The sequence below is a fragment of the Paenarthrobacter sp. GQ52 genome (assembly GCF_059759005.1).
The window spans coordinates 316,396-332,605 of record NZ_JCAXEJ010000003.1 but is presented as its reverse complement, the minus strand read 5'-3'; the positions used below and the strand labels follow the sequence as shown (position 1 = coordinate 332,605).

Sequence of the window (16,210 nt, the reverse complement as noted above, 5' to 3'; positions counted from 1 at the left end):
CCCCGGGGGGGGGGCGCGCCCGCCGTCGTTAGTTGCCGAAGCAGTGCTCGCCTAAGCGTTGCTCGTCGCGGCAGCCTCAGCTGCGTTGTAGCCGTAGGGGTTGTTCTTCTGCCAGCGCCAGTGGTCCTCGCACATCTGGTCCACGGTCTTCGTGGTGGACCATCCAAGGTCAGCAAGGGCTGAAGAAGCGTCGGCCCAGAAGGCGGGGAGATCGCCGGCACGGCGGTCGGTGATCTCGTACGGGATCGGCCGGCCCACGGCCTTCTCGAAGGAACGCAGGACCTCCAGAACGGACGAACCGCGGCCGGAGCCCAGGTTCCAGCGACGGACACCGGCGCGCTCGGCGATGTAGTTCAGGGCTGCTACATGGCCATCGGCCAGATCAACTACGTGGATGTAGTCGCGCTGCGCAGTGCCATCGGGCGTGTCGTAGTCGCCGCCGAAAACCATGAGCTTCTCGCGGCGTCCTACGGCTACCTGTGCGATGAAGGGGACGAGGTTGTTCGGGATGCCCTGGGGGTCCTCGCCGATGCGGCCGGACGGGTGCGCTCCAACCGGGTTGAAATAGCGCAGGAGTGCGATATGCCAGCGGTCATCCGCGTTACCCAGGTCTGAGAGGATGTCCTCGATCTGTTCCTTGGTGCGGCCGTAAGGGTTGTTGGCCCCGATTTCCATCTTCTCGATGTAGGGAATTGGGTTGTGCTCGCCATACACCGTGGCCGAGGAGCTGAAGACAATGGAGCGCACGTTGTGCTTGTCCATGGCGCGGAGCAGGTTCAGGGTGCCCACGATGTTGTTGTAGTAGTAGGCCAGGGGTTCCTGGACGGACTCGCCTACGGCCTTCAGCCCCGCGAAGTGGATGACCGCGTCGATCTGGTGCTGGTCGAAGACCGCCTCAACGGCGGGCTCATCCACCAGGTCCACCTTGTGGAAGGCGGCAGTCTTGCCGGTGAGCTCCGAAACCCGGCGGAGGGATTCCTCACTGGAGTTCACGAGGTTGTCGAGCACAACGACGTCGTGGCCGGCTTCCTGAAGGGACAAAACGGTGTGGGAACCGATGTAGCCGGTGCCACCCGTGACAAGAATTTTCATGGTTCCTACGCTATCGGAAATCGGAGCCACGCCGCTCTGTGTTGAGCGGTGTTGAAGCACGTTCGTGCTAAAAACTACTGGTGCCCAAAATTGTTGATGCCGAAGCCCGGCGCCATGAAGTTGTCCAAGCCGTCTTCCGGATTATTGCCAGCGATGGCTTGGAGCGGGCATCCCTCAGGGAAGTAGCTGACGAAGCAGGCCTGGCTGTTGGTTCGGTGCGGCACTACTTCGCCAGCAGTGATGAACTTCTGGTCTTCTCCTTCGCGGCCGTCATCGATCGCATTTCATGGCGTCTTGAGGCGGCACTCGTGTCCGTCGAGGACGCCCCACCTGAAAGCCCCGAGCAGCACAACGCGGTGCTTAATCTCCTCGGCCAGTTCCTGCCCTTGGACGAGGAACTCGCAGTAGATGCCTGCGTGTGGATGGCATTCCGGCACGCTGCCCGGATCAAGCCCGTTCTGGCCGACGAAGCCGAGCGCAGCCACCGTACCGTGGCCGCCGTCGTCGGTCGCCTCATCATGCTCCTGAATCCGGGTGAAGCTGACGCGCAGCAAACCCTTGTGACGGAAGCGGAGAGGCTCTTGGCCACCATGGACGGGCTGTGCATGCATGCGCTGCTGCAGCCCGAGTGGATGACCGCAGAGATGTGCAGCGACGTCCTCACGGCCCACCTGCGCTCCTTGGGGGCAGTGCCAGCCAGCCGCTGAGGGTTGTTGCGGCTGCCCAGCCTATAAGAGCCGAACAACGCCATTACCGTCCGGAGTCATCGGGAATAGACTGGAACATGTCGGGGACCTGCCAAAGGGAGGAATTCGCATGCACGAGTCAGGCGGCCCGGGATGGCGCATCACCATGGATACGTCCGGGCCTATGCTCATTGCCCTGTACTTGCGCGACGTAGCCGGATTGGATGGTGCTGGAAAACCCATCCTCTCCCACGCAGCTCCAAAAGTCAGGCATGCAGACCACCAACACCTCACCTCTGATGTGGGGGGTCTCCCGGCGCTAAAGACCGAGTGGGAGGCCTGGTGGGAGAGCCTGGTGAAGTCTTATCCCAATCCGGCTCCCGAGCTATCGCCGCCCAGCTTCAAAGCTTTTGGCAATTCACCGGCACTCCAGCGCGTCCTGCAGGCACATTTTGGCTCTGCTCTGGGATGGGCCACCGACAGGATCGACGAGTATGCCCATCTTGAGGCCGCGCGTGAAGCCAACGGGGTGACACACGTACTGAACGAAATGGTGGAGGACAGGCTCCTTGAGGTCGGTCGCAGTTCCCGGGACTTCGAACTCACTATTATTGAGCTGCCCCTCAATGAACCCCGGGCCTGGTACTTGGAACCGAGCACCATGATCATGAGCCATCGGCTGCTGTCCGAGCCCGATGTGTTCCGTAGTTACGTCCAGCCCGTGGTGGAGATGCTGGCCTGATGGGCTGCACAAAAAACTCAGGTTGCTGGCGCTGAAACAGTGATGGTGACCGTCTCAGTGGGAGCGGCGGAGGGTTGCCATCCGTCGCGTTTCTCCCGGTTCCACGTCTGGCCTGCAAGGTCCACTTGCGTGATGGACAAAGTTTTTGCGTTTGCCACCGCCCAGTGAGCCACAGCCCAAGCCTGCGTTCCGCCGATCTGCAACTGAACCGAGCGGCCCTGAACGGTGGCCGCCTGGGGGCCGAACGCCGTCGTGAGTTCATCGACGACGACGGCAGGGTCACCCGCCGCCTCCGGCATGCGCAATTCGCAATTCAATGACGAGGTGGAGTGCCCGGTGAGGGCGGAAGCAAAAGCCCGTGCCATTCCCTCATGCTGGGCGTACGCGCGGGGGAAAGCGGAACGCTGGACCGCTTGGGCAGCTTGGGTGATCTCCATGGCCTCGTAGCCGGGCACTTTGACCAGTCCGTCAAAGAAAGCATTGCTTGCATAGATGGGGTCCATCACCTGTTCCTCGGTTCCCCAGCCTTGCGAGGGGCGTTGCTGGAACAAACCGCGGGAGTCCGGTCCGGCGTCGTCGCCGTAGTTGATGTTGCGCAGCCTGGATTCCTGCATGGCTGTGGCAAGAGCGATACTCGCCGCCCGGGGCGGCAGCCCACGCCGGACGGAGATCGCCGAGATGAGCGACGCGTTGGCAGTCTGGTCCGTGGCAAGCTCATGGTTTTCAGAGCCGACCACGGCAAAGCAGCGCTCCGTGACCAAGGTCTCGGAGCGCTGCAGCACGGCAACTATCGCGTAAATGGCACCTGCTACGAGGGCCAAAGCCAGCACCGCAACGATGGCGCGGCGGAACCGGCGCATTGGGTGTCTCCTGCTAGTTGGCGTGGAGAGCCTCGTTCAGCTCCACCGTCTGGCCCTTGCGCGGCAGGACTTCCACGCCGCCGGTGGTGGAGTTGCGACGGAAGAGGAGGTTCGGGACGCCGGAGAGTTCCACGGCCTTGATGATCTTGCTGGTGTCCTCGCCGTTCTCGTCCTTGGGTCCCGGAACGCGCACGCGGGTGCCGGCGGTAACGTAGAGGCCGGCCTCCACAACGGAGTCGTCGCCGATGCTGATGCCCACGCCGGAGTTGGCGCCGAGCAGAACCCGCTCGCCCAGGGCGATCTTTTCCTTGCCGCCGCCGGAGAGCGTGCCCATGATGGACGCTCCGCCTCCGACGTCCGTGCCGTCGCCGGCAACAACGCCAGCGGAGATCCGGCCTTCCACCATGGAGGTTCCCAGGGTTCCTGCGTTGAAGTTCACGAAGCCTTCGTGCATGACCGTGGTGCCTTCGGCGAGGTGGGCACCCAAACGGACGCGGTCGGCGTCGGCAATGCGCACACCGGTGGGAACGACGTAGTCAACCATCCGCGGGAACTTGTCCACGCCGAAGACCACAACGTTGCCGCGCTTGCGCAGGCGGGCGCGGGTCAGTTCGAAGCCGTCAACCGCGGCGGGGCCGAAGTTGGTCCACACAACGTTGGGCAGCTTGCCGAAGACACCATCCAGGTTGATGCTGTTCGGCTTGACCAGGCGGTGCGAGAGGAGGTGCAGACGCAGGTAGGCGTCGGCGGTGTCTGCCGGGGCGGCGTCGAGGTCGATCTGCGCGAAGACAACCTTCTGCTCGGTGCCGCGGTCGGCGTCTTTGCCTTCCTGGGCCAGCGCAGTGAGTGCGGGATCGGCGTTCTCGACGTCGCGCAAGGACTCGGCGGCAACGCCCAGCGAGGGTGCGGGGTACCAGACATCCAGCACGGTTGCTTCCCCGGAAGCCGAGGTGGCGATGGTGGCGAGGCCGAAGCCGTAGGCCGATCGGTGGTTGTCGGACGCGTTTGCGGGCGCAGCAGAGGAAGCAGTTTCAGTCATGCGCCAAGTCTATCCAGCAGGCAGAGGTCGGTTAAAACCCGTCTCATGCCATAGAAGTCGCATTTGCGGGCATTAGGCTGGACGGGTGACCCTGAACCCTGCTCCCGCCCTCCTTGACCTGCGCCAGGACGTTGCTTTGCTGACGGCCGCGATCATCGACTTCAACAGCGTTTCCGGCAATGAGACCGAGCTTGCCGACGCCGTCGAGACCGCCCTGCGCGCCATCCCCGCCTATACCGTGACCCGGGACGGAGACGCCATCATCGCCCGCACCGAACTTGGCCGCCCGGAGCGAGTCATTCTGGCCGGACACCTGGACACCGTGCCCCTGCCCACCGTATCCGGCTCGCTCGGCACCGTCCCGGCCACGTGGGAGTCCGGCGTTCCCGGCGAAGGCGTGCTTTACGGACGCGGGACTACTGACATGAAGGGCGGCGTTGCGGTGCAGCTCGCGCTGGCGGCAACACTGTTCGACGACGGCAGGCAGCCGGACAAGGACGTCACCTTCGTCTTTTATGACCATGAGGAAGTGGAAGCGGTGAAGAGCGGGCTCGGAAGGCTGGTCCGCAACCACGGCGACCTGCTGAAGGGCGACTTCGCAATTCTGTTGGAGCCAACGCATGGCACAGTGGAAGGCGGCTGCAACGGAACCAGCCGTTTCGAAGCAACCACCATCGGCGAAACAGCACACTCTGCGCGGGCATGGATGGGCATCAACGCGATCCACGCCGCAGCACCCATCCTGGCCCGGCTCGCCGACTATGAGCCGCAGACCATCAACGTGGACGGCCTCGATTACCGCGAGAGCCTCAATGCCGTAAAGATCAACGGTGGAACTGCGGGCAACGTCATCCCGGACCGCTGCGTGGTGGAGATCAACTACCGCTTCGCCCCGGACAAGACCCCGGACCAGGCTGAGGCCGTCGTCAGGGACTTGCTGGAAGGATTCGACGTCGTCCGTACGGACGCTGCTGCCGGCGCGCGCCCCGGACTCAACCATCCCGCCGCGGCGTCCTTCGTTGCCGCAGTGGGTGCCGAGCCCAAGCCCAAATACGGCTGGACCGACGTCGCGCGCTTCAGTGAACTGGGCATCCCGGCAGTTAACTTCGGCCCCGGCGATCCTCTGCTGGCGCACAAGGACAACGAACACGTCGACGCCGACGCCGTCCGTGAGTGCCTCCGGGCACTCAGGACGTGGCTAACGCCGTAGTCCCAGAGCTTTCTGCTCAGCAAATGAAGAAGGTCCGCAGCCTGGTGAACTGGTCACCGTGGCTGCGGACCTTCTTCTTTGCTACAGAGCTACTTCTTATCGGTACCCGGTACGTTGACTTCGAGATCCACCGTCTTGATGGCCGAGGCCACGCCGCCGGCGGCCTTCTTGGAACCGCGGCGCTCAATCATGATGGCAATCCGCGACACTGTCAGGTTAATCAGGATGTAGATCGCAGCGCCCACGAAGAACGCCGGGAACAGGAAGTCCGGGCCGAGGAAGTCGGCCATGATCTGGATCTTCCGCAGGAGTTCCTCGTAGCCCACGATGTAGCCGAGCGAGGTGTCCTTGAGCAGAACCACCAACTGGGCCACCAAGGACGGAAGCATCCGGCGAACAGCCTGGGGGAACTCGATGGACATCCGTGACTGGAAGCTTCGGAGGCCGATGGCCAGACCCGCCTCGCGCTGTCCCTTGGGGAGGGACTGGATGCCTGCACGCAGGATCTCAGCAAAGATGGCGGCGTTGTAGAGAACCAGGCCAACAACCACGGCTTGGAACTGACCCGTGGCGAAAACCAACAGGACAAACAACATCATGAGGACCACAGGCATGCCACGGAGGAACTCAAGCACTACCTGCGTGGGAATCCGGATCCAAGGAATCAGGGAGATACGCAGCAGGCAGAGCGCGATGCCCAGGGGGAATGCGATCACGGCTGCCACGGCGGCTGCGGCCAAGGTGGAGAGAATGCCTTGGCCGATCAGGTTCCAGACGTCCGGAGCCATGGGACCGTAGAAAATCTCCCAACGGTCGGCGTCGAAAATGCCCTGCTGTGCCAGCGTTACGACAGCAATGGCGAGGATGCCGAGGATGATCAGGATTCCAGCGGCGGAGCCCAGGAGCGAATAGAGGCGGGCCTTGGGCCCGGGGACGTCGTACAGGACCGATGTCATCGGGCAATCGCCACCTTTCGTTCAACAAAGTGCGCCAGAAGTCCCAGCGGAACTGTGATCAGGAGGTAGAAGAAAGCCACCCCGAGGAGGATCCAGAGGACTTGGTTGCCGTAGTCGTTGGAGAGCTGGCGGCCGTAGCCGAAAAGCTCCAGGACGAAGAACGCGCCGGCCACCGAGGAGTTCTTGACCAGTGCTATCAGAATGTTGATCAACGGAGGTATGACGGTGCGCACGGCTTGGGGGAGGACGATGAAGCCCAACACCTGGGTGAAGGTCATGCCGACGCTGCGGGCAGCTTCTGCTTGGCCCACAGGCACGCTGTTGACGCCGGAACGGACGGCTTCGGCGATGAAGGCCGCCGTGTAACTGCTCAACGCGATAATGGCCGCGACTTCGAATTGTTCAAACTTAACGCCCAGCCGCGGCAGAACAATGGCGGCGAAGAAGAAAATGATGGTGAGGGGGGTGTTACGCGCCACTTCAACATAGAACATGCTGAAACCGCGAAGTGCTGCCACGGGGGAAACCCTCATGGCTGCCAGGAGTGTGCCGACAAGGAGGGCAATGATTCCTGAAATTACGGAGAGATAAAGGGTTCGGAGAAATCCGTCCCAATACTCGGGGAGGCTTGCTATGACGGCGTCCATGGCTTCCTTTGGCTGCAGCTAATCAGGGAACAGGGTCCTGGATTCGTCAACTGCCGCCGTCCGGGTGGGCGGCGGCAGTTGACGGGTCCCGACTAGTAGCGGTTGATCGTAGGAAGTTCAGGAGCGGTCTTGATGACCTTGCCTGCAGTGGCTTCCCAAGCCTTCTTGTAGGTGTCGTCCTTGGCGAATTCCTCAAGCTGGTCATTGATCCAGTTGCGGAAAACGGTGTCGTCCTTCTTCAGGCCGATGCCGTAAGGCTCCTTGGTGAAGGTTTCATCCGAGGCGAGCTTGAAGGCGTCCGGTTCCTTGTCCACGTAGCCGGCGAGGATGACGTTGTCAGTGGTGACGGCGACAACCTGCTTGTTGCGAAGCGGCTCCAGGCAAGCGGTGTAGGTGGCCGCAGGGACTACCTCAGCGCCGTACTTCTCGGCGATGGTCTTGGCCGGGGTGGAACCCGTGACGGAGCAGACCTTCTTGCCGGCGACATCTTCGGGCTTGGTGATGGAGGTGTCGTCCTTGTTCACCAACAGCGCCTGGCCGGCTTCGTAGTACGGTCCGGCGAAGGCGACCTTTTCCTTACGGGCATCGTTGATGGTGTACGTGGCGATGACGAGATCGACGCGACCCTGCTCGATGAACGACTCACGGTTCTGGGAGACAGTTTCTACCCACTCGATCTTGTCAGCCTGAATTCCAAGCTTGGCGGCAATTGCCTTGCCCATTTCGACGTCGAAACCGACAGGCTTGCCGTCCAGGCCCTTCTGGCCGAACAACGGCTGGTCGAACTTAGTACCGATCTTGATCGTCCCGGCCTTGTTCAGCTTCTCCATGGTGGTGCCGGCTTCGAAGCTCGCCGAGGCAACGGGGGGAGTGGTGGTGCTGCTGCCGCCGCCGCAAGCGCTCAGGGAGAGAGCAAGCGCAGCCGATGCGGCCACCAGGAGTGACTTCCTCCGGGTAATAAGAGACTTCATGATGTTCCTTTCATTGGGTGGCCGCCTTACGGCCGGGGGTGCTGGCGGTAAGGAGCTAGTGGGTCAAGAGCTTGGACAAGAAGTCCTTGGCACGGGTGCTCTTCGGGTTGGTGAAGAATTCCTCGGGAGTTGCGTCTTCCACGATCTGACCGTCAGCCATGAACACCACTCGGTCAGCGGCCTTGCGGGCGAAGCCCATCTCGTGGGTGACCACGATCATGGTCATGCCTTCCTTGGCCAGCTGGATCATGACGTCCAGTACTTCGTTGATCATCTCGGGGTCCAACGCGGATGTGGGCTCGTCGAACAGCATTACCTTCGGCTTCATGGCGAGAGCGCGGGCAATGGCCACACGCTGCTGCTGGCCGCCGGAGAGCTGGGCGGGAAGCTTCGGGGCCTGATGCCCGACGCCTACACGCTCAAGGAGGGCCATGGCCTCCTTGTCAGCCGTGCCCTTGGCCACCTTCTTAACCTTGATGGGGCCCAGCGTGACGTTCTCAAGAATCGTCTTGTGGGCGAACAGGTTGAAGGACTGGAACACCATGCCGACGTCGGCACGCAAGTGCGCGAGGTCCTTGCCTTCTTCGGGAAGCTTCTTCCCGTCGATGGCGATGTCGCCGTCGTCGATCGTTTCCAAACGGTTGATCGCACGGCAGAGAGTGGATTTACCGGAACCGGAAGGCCCGATAACCACCACGACTTCACCCTTCTGAACCTGGAGGTTGATGTCTTTGAGGACGTGCAATTGACCGTAGTGCTTATTGACGCCGTTCAGGGAGACGAGGGCATCGCCGGACGCTTGAGTAGTCATACGACGAATCTAGCGAACAAAGAAGCAAATATGACCACGGTCACGGCAACTTCCTGAAGATCGTGACTGAACAGAAACCTGCCCCACAGCGATATACCAGACTGCAATGCAAGAAGCGGGTCGCAGCGACGGAGCAGGCCTTCGTACGCGCTAGCCTTGGGCAATGAGCATCAGCCAGCACCCAGTTCCCCACCCGGATGCCAACGGTCGCGTCACGGGCACCCATGTGCCACTCCCCTCGGAGATCGCTCCCGCCAAGCACAAAGGCTCCCTCGAGCTCCGTCGCAAACAAGCGGATACGGGGATGTCGGACCAGCATTTGTTGGATACCAGCGGTGCCGGGCAGTTCATCCACACCGATCCTTGGCGTGTCCTGAGGATCCAAAGCGAATTCGTGGAGGGCTTCGGAGCCCTGGCTGACTTGGGGCCTGCCGTCAGCGTGTTCGGATCGGCACGAACCAAACCGGGAACCGAGTACTACGAGATGGCGGTCGATGTAGGACGCAAGCTCGCTGAAGCCGGAGTTGCCGTGATCACCGGTGGCGGACCCGGATCGATGGAAGCCGCCAACAAGGGCGCCGTGGAAGGCAACGGAGTCTCCGTGGGCCTGGGCATCGAACTGCCTTTCGAGCAGGGACTCAACCAGTGGGTGGACCTGGGCATCAACTTCCGGTACTTCTTCGCCCGCAAAACCATGTTCGTTAAGTACGCGCAGGGCTTCGTGGTGCTTCCGGGAGGACTCGGCACCCTCGATGAGTTGTTCGAGGCCATGGTGCTTGTCCAAACCCGCAAAGTGACGTCGTTCCCCATCGTGCTGCTCGGTATTCGGTTCTGGGGACCCATGATCGAGTGGATCAAGGACACCCTGGTGGCAGAAGGCATGGTTTCCGAGAAGGACCTTGACTTGATCCAGCTGGTGGATGACCCCGCCGATGCGGTGCACCGTGTCCTGCACGGTGCACCGCTACCCCCAACCACCAATGGAAACCAACGCCCGGAATAGGCGGCTGTTTCTGGCACGATGGACCCTGTGAGCTTTTTCCTGGTTTTTCTCGCGATAGTCCTCATCGGCGCGGCGCTGTACCTCGGTGCCGGGATCGTACGGGGGCGCTCGATCGGTTCGGGACTTGACCAACCGGTCCCCAACTTGCCCGCTGTTCTGCTGTCGGAGGATGCCAAGCCCTCCGACGTCGACTCCTTGCGCTTTGCCTTGGGGCTTCGCGGGTATCGCATGGATCAGGTTGACCAGGTCCTGGATGAGCTGAGGGACCAGCTGCAGGCAAAGGATCGCGAGATCGAACGGCTTGGCGCCTTGGTCCAGCCGCGCCTCCAGGACGGCGAAACCGGCCGGACCGGGCAGTGAGTTCCCGGGTCCCGGCGCCGAAGGGAACTGCTGCCCCGAAGACACAGGTGCAGCGAGGGCCCACCGCGCGGCTTTCCCTGGGGTTGTCAGCCGCGGCCGCCAGAATGGCTGGATGGCCGTGGTGGGTACAGGTTTCCTTGGTTTTTGTGGCTGCCAGGCTGGTCAGCGCCTGCATCTTCATGACGGCCGCCATTCACCAGGGAACGAATCCCTGGTTCCCGCCGGCTCCTGACTACTGGAACTTCATCACCATCTGGGATGGGCGCTGGTACCAGGAAGCTGCTGACAAGGGATACCCCTCGGTCCTTCCCCTGGACGCGAACGGCGTGGTGCAGCAAAACGCCTGGGCGTTCTACGCGCTCTTTCCTTTCCTCGCCAGGGGTCTCTCGGCGGTCACCGGGATAGGAACCCTCCCTTCGCTCACGATCATCGCGATGCTGGCAGGTGTGGGCGCTGCTTTGGTGATCTACAAGCTCTTCCGCGAGTTCGCAGGCAAGCGGGCCGCCCTGTGGGGCGTCATCTTCGTCTCTACTTTCCCGGTATCACCTATTCTCCAGGTCCCTTATGCCGAGTCGCTGAATCTGTTGTTGTTGTCGGGTGCCTTGCTGCTGGTGGTTCGGCGCCAGTACCTGGCAGCTATTCCCGTAGTGCTCCTGATGTGCCTTTCCAGGCCCACGGGGGTTCCTTTTGCAGCCATGGTGGGGTTGCTGTTGCTGTGGCGTTTATGGCAGCGCTTCGGGCCATCCAGTACGCTGCCAGCTCCGGCTTCAGCTTCCAACGACGATGGGCCGACGCCGGTGCGGAGCCTGTTATCGCTGGCGGCATTGGTGTTGGCAGCGGGAGCCGGGGCTCTGGCGTGGCCGGCGATTGCGTGGGCCACTACCGGTGATCTAACGGCCTACACACGTACCGAAACAGCCTGGCGGGGGCACGATCTTGTGCCTTTCAAGCCATGGTTCGATACGGGCAGGATGCTGTTCGGTCCCGTGCTGGGTGTGCTGGCCCCGTTCGTCTTCACGGCACTTTTCGTGCTGGTCATGGTGTCAAAGCCCGTTCGGGCGCTCGGAACCGAGTTAAGGCTCTGGTGTGCCTGCTACATGGGGTACTTGCTGGTTTTCCTGCATCCGCAGACCAGTACATTCAGAATGCTGCTGCCCCTTTTCCCGCTGGCGCTGGGAGTGGCGTTGCTGTCCAAGTCCAAGGCGTACCGGGGGACCGTCGTGCTGATGTTCGTCCTCCTCCAGATCGTGTGGGTGGTGTGGCTGTGGGCGTGGGCCCCGCTCCCCGGGGGCGGAGACTACCCGCCCTGACATGGACCTTTGCCGGGCAAGGCGAGTATGTACAAAGCCCGGACAAATAGGCGTTTGATTCGCTACGGACGGGTAATTACGGGATAATGGACTAAGAGCAAGGACAAAGCACCGAAAAGTGCCCGGCCAAGGCGGCCTCCCAAGCGGTGCCGCCGGCTGCAATTGCGACGCGGAACCAGCCCGGCCGGGTTGGCGTGACTTGGGACAAATGGAGGGGATTTTCCTAATGGCGGCTATGAAACCACGTACCGGCGACGGCCCTATGGAAGTTACCAAAGAGGGACGCAGCTTGATCATGCGTGTGCCGCTCGAAGGCGGAGGACGACTCGTTGTCGAGCTCAATGCCGCGGAAGCGGCCAACCTCAAGGAATGCCTCGTAGGCGTCACTGAATAGGCATTTTTGACTAGAGTTACAAAGCAGGGCCCGGCGAGCATTTCAGAGCCGGGGCCCTGCTTTTGTTTAAGCTCTTGCTACCGGTTCTGGTCCCGGGTTTGTTGAACCGCCCTACTTCTTGACGGCCACCAGAAGTCCATCGCCGGTGGGCAGCATCGCCGAAGCCAGCCGCTCGTCGTCGCGAATGGCCTTGCCGATCTGACGCAGAACCACCGTGGTGGCATCCCGAGCTGCGGGATTGGAGACGCGGTCTTTGTCCAACGCATCGTTGATGACCAGGGTGCCGCCGGATTTCAGGAGGCGGATTGCCTGTTCTACATACTTGGGGAAGTTGGGCTTGTCGGCGTCGATGAAGACGAGGTCGTAGGCAGAGTCGGTCAGGCGCGGCAACACGTCGGCTGCGCGGCCCGAGATGGTACGGGTGCGGTTGGCCGGGCTACCCGATTCCAAGAACGCTTCCCTGGCCGCCTTGAGGTGTTCGACGTCCACATCGATAGTGGTCAGCACCGCGTGAGGACTCAATCCACGCAGCAGGCAAACCCCGGATACCCCGGCACCTGAGCCGACTTCCACCACTGTCTGCGCTTTGGAGGCGGCAGCGAGTACGGTCAGCACGGCGCCCACACCGGGACTGATGGGAGTAACACCAAGTTCGAATGACCGCTCCCGGGCACGCAACAATACGTCATCCTCAGCCGGCAGATCTTCTGCGTAGGACCAGCTGCTTGACTTGTCGGCACTCATGAAGGGGTTCGCTTTCCGCGGGTAGGGGTGTTTGTACCAAGACTACTGTGTCCGCCCCCGTAAACCCGTCGCAGGGAAGCCTCCCCGCACCTGTGTCCACGGCCGATTTCAGCCTCGCGGGGAAATCCTCTGCCAGTCAGGAAATTCCCAGACAAACTTGGGATGATAATGCTCCGGTCATCCATGAGGTGGGCGGCGCCGAAGACTCGGTGAACCACAGTTTGAGGGGAGTGGACGATGCCGGCATCGCATGCTGCGCCAGTCCAAACATCGGAAAGCCTTGAGGCCGTTACAGATTGGGTCATGCCCAGCTGGGAGGAAGTGGTTTCGAACCACTCCGCCAAGGTATATCGCCTCGCCTATCGACTGACCGGCAACAAGTTCGACGCCGAAGACCTCACCCAGGAGGTCTTCGTCAGGGTTTTCCGGTCCCTGGAAAACTTCAAGCCGGGAACCCTGGACGGCTGGTTGCACCGCATTACCACCAACCTGTTCCTGGACCAGGCCCGGCGCAAGAGCCGGATCCGCTTCGACGCGCTTGCCGAGGATGCCGAATCCCGCTTGCCCGGCCGCGAGCCAGGCCCTGAGCAGAGCTTCGAGCACAACAACCTTGACCTTGATGTCCAAAGGGCCTTGGAAGAACTCCCGCCGGACTTCCGCGCCGCCGTCGTGCTGTGCGACCTTGAGGGCCTTTCCTATGACGAAGTGGCGGAGGCGCTCGGTGTGAAGCTCGGAACCGTCAGGTCCCGTATCCACCGCGGCCGGACCATGCTGCGCGAGAAGCTTGCCCACCGTGACCCCCGACCGGCGGAGGCCCGCAAGCCGCGGCTGAAGATGCCCCGCATCGCCAGCATTCTTTAGGTAGTCGATGCCTCGACGTTCACTTCGTCCGGGAGCCCTGTCCCGGCGCAAATTGGCTGCGCTTCGCCATACACGCAGCCCGGAACACCTGGAGGACTGCCCGGACTGCCGGAGCGCGCTCCGCCGGGAACGGCAGTACCTTGAACGCCTCCGTGCGGCAGCCGTGCCCGAAGCCAGCCAGGATCTTGCGGCGCGATTGATTCAGCACACCGAACGCTTGGCCAACGAACCGGCACCAATGTACTCACCACCGCAATATCCGAACCGTCGGTTGCGCGGCCTTGGCATTTCGGGCATTGCTGCCGGCACCTTGGCGGTGAGCGCAGGAGCCTTGGCACTGTCCGCCTACGTGATCGCCGGCGATGAAAGACCACAGGCCCTTGCGGGAACCAGCCATGGTGGCCCACTTGCCGGTGCCTGGACGGGTAACCCCGCAGAAGCCATGGTTGGACCCGCATTTCGGGCCGGCAGCATGGTCAGCTTGAGCGCTGCCCAGCTGGAGTCACTGCGTGAAGACGGGTGGGCGTGTCCCGAACTATCCGGAATGGGCTTCCACGTCGTGTCCGCCCAGGCCACCATGCATAACGGGAATCCGGCTGTGGAGATCAGGCTCGAAAGCAACGGTCACTACGCCACTATCGTGGAGGAACATCTGCCGGCGGATCGATCCGGAACTGGACGGTCTACGTCTGCGCAGCTTTCTGTCACGCAGGGAACCCCGTGGAAGGCTGTCTACACCATGCCCGCCGCAGTCATCAGCTATGCCTCCGACCTCCCGGCGGACAGCGCGGACGACGCCGTCCCTGAAATCGTCCGGGCCGGGGAGTCCATGGCGTTAATGTCCGCCGATGAAGCTCCGGAAGCCTGGTACCAGAGGCTGCTTCGCGGCCTTCAGACCCTACTCCGTCCCGCCGGTTTATGAGCGGCACCACAGACAAGGTAATCTTCGTAGCGTGCTTGGAATCAACGGCCCGGAGTTCATACTCCTTCTGATTATCGGCGTACTCGTCATCGGTCCCAGCCGTTTGCCCGAATACACTCAAAAGCTCGCCAACCTGGTCAAGGAAGTCCGTCGGATGGCTTCCGGCGCCCGCGAGCAGATCAAAGAAGAAGTCGGCATCGACATCGATGACGTCGACTGGAAGAAGTATGATCCCCGCCAGTATGATCCCCGTCGAATCATCAAGGACGCGCTCCTGGATGACGACACCAAGCCAGTCAGCGCTGGAGCTCCAGCAGCTGCTGCCACTGCTGTAGATACCAAGCCCAAGGCCCCTGTGCGGGTCATTGAGCGGCTCGCCGAGGGCGAAGCTGCCCCGTTCGATACCGAAGCGACCTGATTCGAAGCAGTGAAGCCCGTTGAGGGTGCCGGCTCAGCGTGAAGGACGCCGGCCTAGCGCGGCTGGATTCCCAAGGACATGCCGGACAGTCCGCGGGGTCGCGTGGCCAAGGCGGAAGCAATACCTTCCATCGCTTTTGCGGCAGCCGTTTCAGGTGCTGCCAGGACCACGGGTTTTCCGTTGTCGCCGCCCTCCCGCAAACGGATGTCCAAGGGAATCTGCCCGAGGAGCGGAACGTCGCTGCCCACGGCAGCGCTCAAGCGCTCAGCCAGGATGGCACCTCCGCCACTTCCGAACAGTTCCATACGTCCGCCGTCGGGCATTTCCAGGTAGGACATGTTCTCGATGACGCCGGCCACTTTCTGCCCTGTCTGGGTGGCGATGGTACCGGCTCGTTCTGCGACATCGGCAGCAGCTGCCTGCGGTGTGGTGACAACCAAAATTTCTGCGTTGGGCAGGAGCTGCGCCACGGAAATGGCGATGTCGCCCGTGCCCGGGGGCAGGTCCAGGAAGAGCGCATCGAGGTCACCGAAGTAGACATCGGTGAGGAATTGCTCCAGGGCCCGGTGCAGCATGGGACCGCGCCAGGCCACCGGCTGGTTGCCTGCAACGAACATGCCGATGGAGATGACCTTCACGCCGTAGGCGACAGGCGGCAGGATCATGTCGTCTACCTGCGTGGGTTTCTGGTCGATCCCCATCAGGGCGGGCACGGAGAAGCCGTGCACATCGGCGTCCACGATGCCAACCCGGAGGCCTTGGGCGGCAAGTGCACACGCCAGGTTGACGGTGACGGATGACTTGCCAACACCGCCTTTTCCGCTGGCTACGGCGTACACCTTGGTCAGGGAGCCAGGCTTGGTGAAGGGTATGCCGCGCTGTCCACCGGGCCCGCGGAGTTGTTCCTTGAGGGCTTCCCGCTGGGCCTGGGTCATGACCTTCAGTTCAACATCTACGCCCGTGACGCCTTCCACCCGGATCAGGGCGTCGGTGGCATCCTTGGTGATGGTCTCGCGCAGGGGGCAACCGGCGATGGTCAGCAGAACTGCGACGTGTACTGCGCCGTCATCATCGGCCGACACCGATTCCACCATTCCCAGTTCCGTGATGGGGCGCCGGAGCTCGGGATCAATGACGGTGGCCAAGGCGGCATGCAGCGCCTCGGCAGATGCGATGCTCATACG

At 62.2% G+C, this 16,210-nt stretch carries 19 protein-coding genes; 10 read left to right on the top strand and 9 right to left on the bottom strand.

Annotated elements, in window-relative coordinates:
* Positions 1–51: 51 nt before the first annotated feature.
* On the bottom strand, positions 52–1,092 hold the full coding sequence (galE, locus tag AC6CH8_RS07015) for a UDP-glucose 4-epimerase GalE (RefSeq protein ID WP_026005471.1): 1,041 nt from the start codon (positions 1,090–1,092) through the stop codon (positions 52–54).
* 80 nt (positions 1,093–1,172) lie between these two features.
* On the opposite strand from galE, the gene AC6CH8_RS07010 reads away from it, so the two are divergent.
* Positions 1,173–1,799, top strand: coding sequence for a TetR/AcrR family transcriptional regulator (locus tag AC6CH8_RS07010; RefSeq protein WP_498189554.1), 627 nt, complete (start codon positions 1,173–1,175; stop codon positions 1,797–1,799).
* Between the two features lie 109 nt (positions 1,800–1,908).
* Positions 1,909–2,520 (top strand): hypothetical protein, encoded by a 612-nt coding sequence (locus AC6CH8_RS07005; protein WP_420178523.1) that lies wholly within the window; start codon positions 1,909–1,911, stop codon positions 2,518–2,520.
* A gap of 17 nt (positions 2,521–2,537) precedes the next feature.
* Here the strand turns inward: AC6CH8_RS07005 and AC6CH8_RS07000 are convergent, their stop codons facing one another.
* The gene (locus AC6CH8_RS07000; RefSeq protein WP_420178522.1) at positions 2,538–3,380 is read right to left on the bottom strand and encodes a hypothetical protein; all 843 of its coding nucleotides are present in this window, start codon (positions 3,378–3,380) and stop codon (positions 2,538–2,540) included.
* Positions 3,381–3,393: 13 nt separating this feature from the next.
* The gene (gene dapD, locus AC6CH8_RS06995) at positions 3,394–4,419 is read right to left on the bottom strand and encodes a 2,3,4,5-tetrahydropyridine-2,6-dicarboxylate N-succinyltransferase (RefSeq protein WP_364306153.1); all 1,026 of its coding nucleotides are present in this window, start codon (positions 4,417–4,419) and stop codon (positions 3,394–3,396) included.
* 85 nt (positions 4,420–4,504) lie between these two features.
* Here dapD and dapE point away from each other — a divergent pair, with 85 nt between their 5' ends.
* On the top strand, positions 4,505–5,629 hold the full coding sequence (gene dapE / locus AC6CH8_RS06990; protein WP_498189552.1) for a succinyl-diaminopimelate desuccinylase: 1,125 nt from the start codon (positions 4,505–4,507) through the stop codon (positions 5,627–5,629).
* 89 nt (positions 5,630–5,718) lie between these two features.
* Here dapE and AC6CH8_RS06985 read toward each other — a convergent pair whose 3' ends face one another.
* From AC6CH8_RS06985 to AC6CH8_RS06970, 4 genes are all read right to left on the bottom strand, one after another.
* Positions 5,719–6,585, bottom strand: coding sequence for an amino acid ABC transporter permease (locus AC6CH8_RS06985; RefSeq protein ID WP_178997006.1), 867 nt, complete (start codon positions 6,583–6,585; stop codon positions 5,719–5,721).
* Positions 6,582–7,232, bottom strand: a complete 651-nt coding sequence (locus AC6CH8_RS06980) for an amino acid ABC transporter permease (protein WP_498189550.1) — start codon at positions 7,230–7,232, stop codon at positions 6,582–6,584. Before AC6CH8_RS06980 ends, AC6CH8_RS06985 begins: the two co-directional genes overlap by 4 nt.
* A 92-nt stretch (positions 7,233–7,324) precedes the next feature.
* The gene (locus AC6CH8_RS06975) at positions 7,325–8,203 is read right to left on the bottom strand and encodes a glutamate ABC transporter substrate-binding protein (protein ID WP_420178519.1); all 879 of its coding nucleotides are present in this window, start codon (positions 8,201–8,203) and stop codon (positions 7,325–7,327) included.
* 55 nt (positions 8,204–8,258) lie between these two features.
* Complete coding sequence (locus tag AC6CH8_RS06970; RefSeq protein WP_011775438.1) at positions 8,259–9,014, bottom strand: amino acid ABC transporter ATP-binding protein; 756 nt, start codon at positions 9,012–9,014, stop codon at positions 8,259–8,261.
* A gap of 163 nt (positions 9,015–9,177) precedes the next feature.
* Between AC6CH8_RS06970 and AC6CH8_RS06965 the strand changes: the two genes are divergently transcribed.
* The 4 genes from AC6CH8_RS06965 (at position 9,178) to AC6CH8_RS06950 (ending at position 12,081) form a co-directional block, all read left to right on the top strand.
* Entirely contained in the window at positions 9,178–10,017 is an 840-nt protein-coding gene (locus AC6CH8_RS06965) for an LOG family protein (protein ID WP_178997004.1), read from the top strand.
* An 18-nt stretch (positions 10,018–10,035) separates the two neighbouring features.
* Positions 10,036–10,377 (top strand): DivIVA domain-containing protein, encoded by a 342-nt coding sequence (locus AC6CH8_RS06960; protein ID WP_498189547.1) that lies wholly within the window; start codon positions 10,036–10,038, stop codon positions 10,375–10,377.
* Between the two features lie 104 nt (positions 10,378–10,481).
* Positions 10,482–11,687, top strand: a complete 1,206-nt coding sequence (locus AC6CH8_RS06955) for a hypothetical protein (RefSeq protein WP_498189545.1) — start codon at positions 10,482–10,484, stop codon at positions 11,685–11,687.
* A 226-nt stretch (positions 11,688–11,913) separates the two neighbouring features.
* Positions 11,914–12,081 (top strand): DUF3117 domain-containing protein, encoded by a 168-nt coding sequence (locus AC6CH8_RS06950; protein ID WP_009357720.1) that lies wholly within the window; start codon positions 11,914–11,916, stop codon positions 12,079–12,081.
* A 111-nt stretch (positions 12,082–12,192) separates the two neighbouring features.
* Here AC6CH8_RS06950 and AC6CH8_RS06945 read toward each other — a convergent pair whose 3' ends face one another.
* On the bottom strand, positions 12,193–12,825 hold the full coding sequence (locus tag AC6CH8_RS06945) for an O-methyltransferase (protein ID WP_017198612.1): 633 nt from the start codon (positions 12,823–12,825) through the stop codon (positions 12,193–12,195).
* A gap of 237 nt (positions 12,826–13,062) precedes the next feature.
* Between AC6CH8_RS06945 and sigE the strand changes: the two genes are divergently transcribed.
* The 3 genes from sigE to AC6CH8_RS06930 are packed head-to-tail and all read left to right on the top strand — an operon-like array spanning position 13,063 to position 15,026.
* Entirely contained in the window at positions 13,063–13,686 is a 624-nt protein-coding gene (gene sigE, locus AC6CH8_RS06940) for an RNA polymerase sigma factor SigE (RefSeq protein ID WP_017198611.1), read from the top strand.
* Between the two features lie 7 nt (positions 13,687–13,693).
* Positions 13,694–14,608 carry a hypothetical protein gene (locus tag AC6CH8_RS06935; protein ID WP_498189542.1) on the top strand — a complete coding sequence of 305 codons (915 nt, stop codon included), beginning with the start codon at positions 13,694–13,696 and terminating at the stop codon, positions 14,606–14,608.
* 31 nt (positions 14,609–14,639) lie between these two features.
* Positions 14,640–15,026 carry a twin-arginine translocase TatA/TatE family subunit gene (locus AC6CH8_RS06930; RefSeq protein WP_420178515.1) on the top strand — a complete coding sequence of 129 codons (387 nt, stop codon included), beginning with the start codon at positions 14,640–14,642 and terminating at the stop codon, positions 15,024–15,026.
* A 53-nt stretch (positions 15,027–15,079) separates the two neighbouring features.
* On the opposite strand, the gene AC6CH8_RS06925 is transcribed toward AC6CH8_RS06930, so the two are convergent.
* Positions 15,080–16,207 carry an Mrp/NBP35 family ATP-binding protein gene (locus AC6CH8_RS06925; RefSeq protein ID WP_498189540.1) on the bottom strand — a complete coding sequence of 376 codons (1,128 nt, stop codon included), beginning with the start codon at positions 16,205–16,207 and terminating at the stop codon, positions 15,080–15,082.
* Positions 16,208–16,210 lie beyond the last annotated feature (3 nt).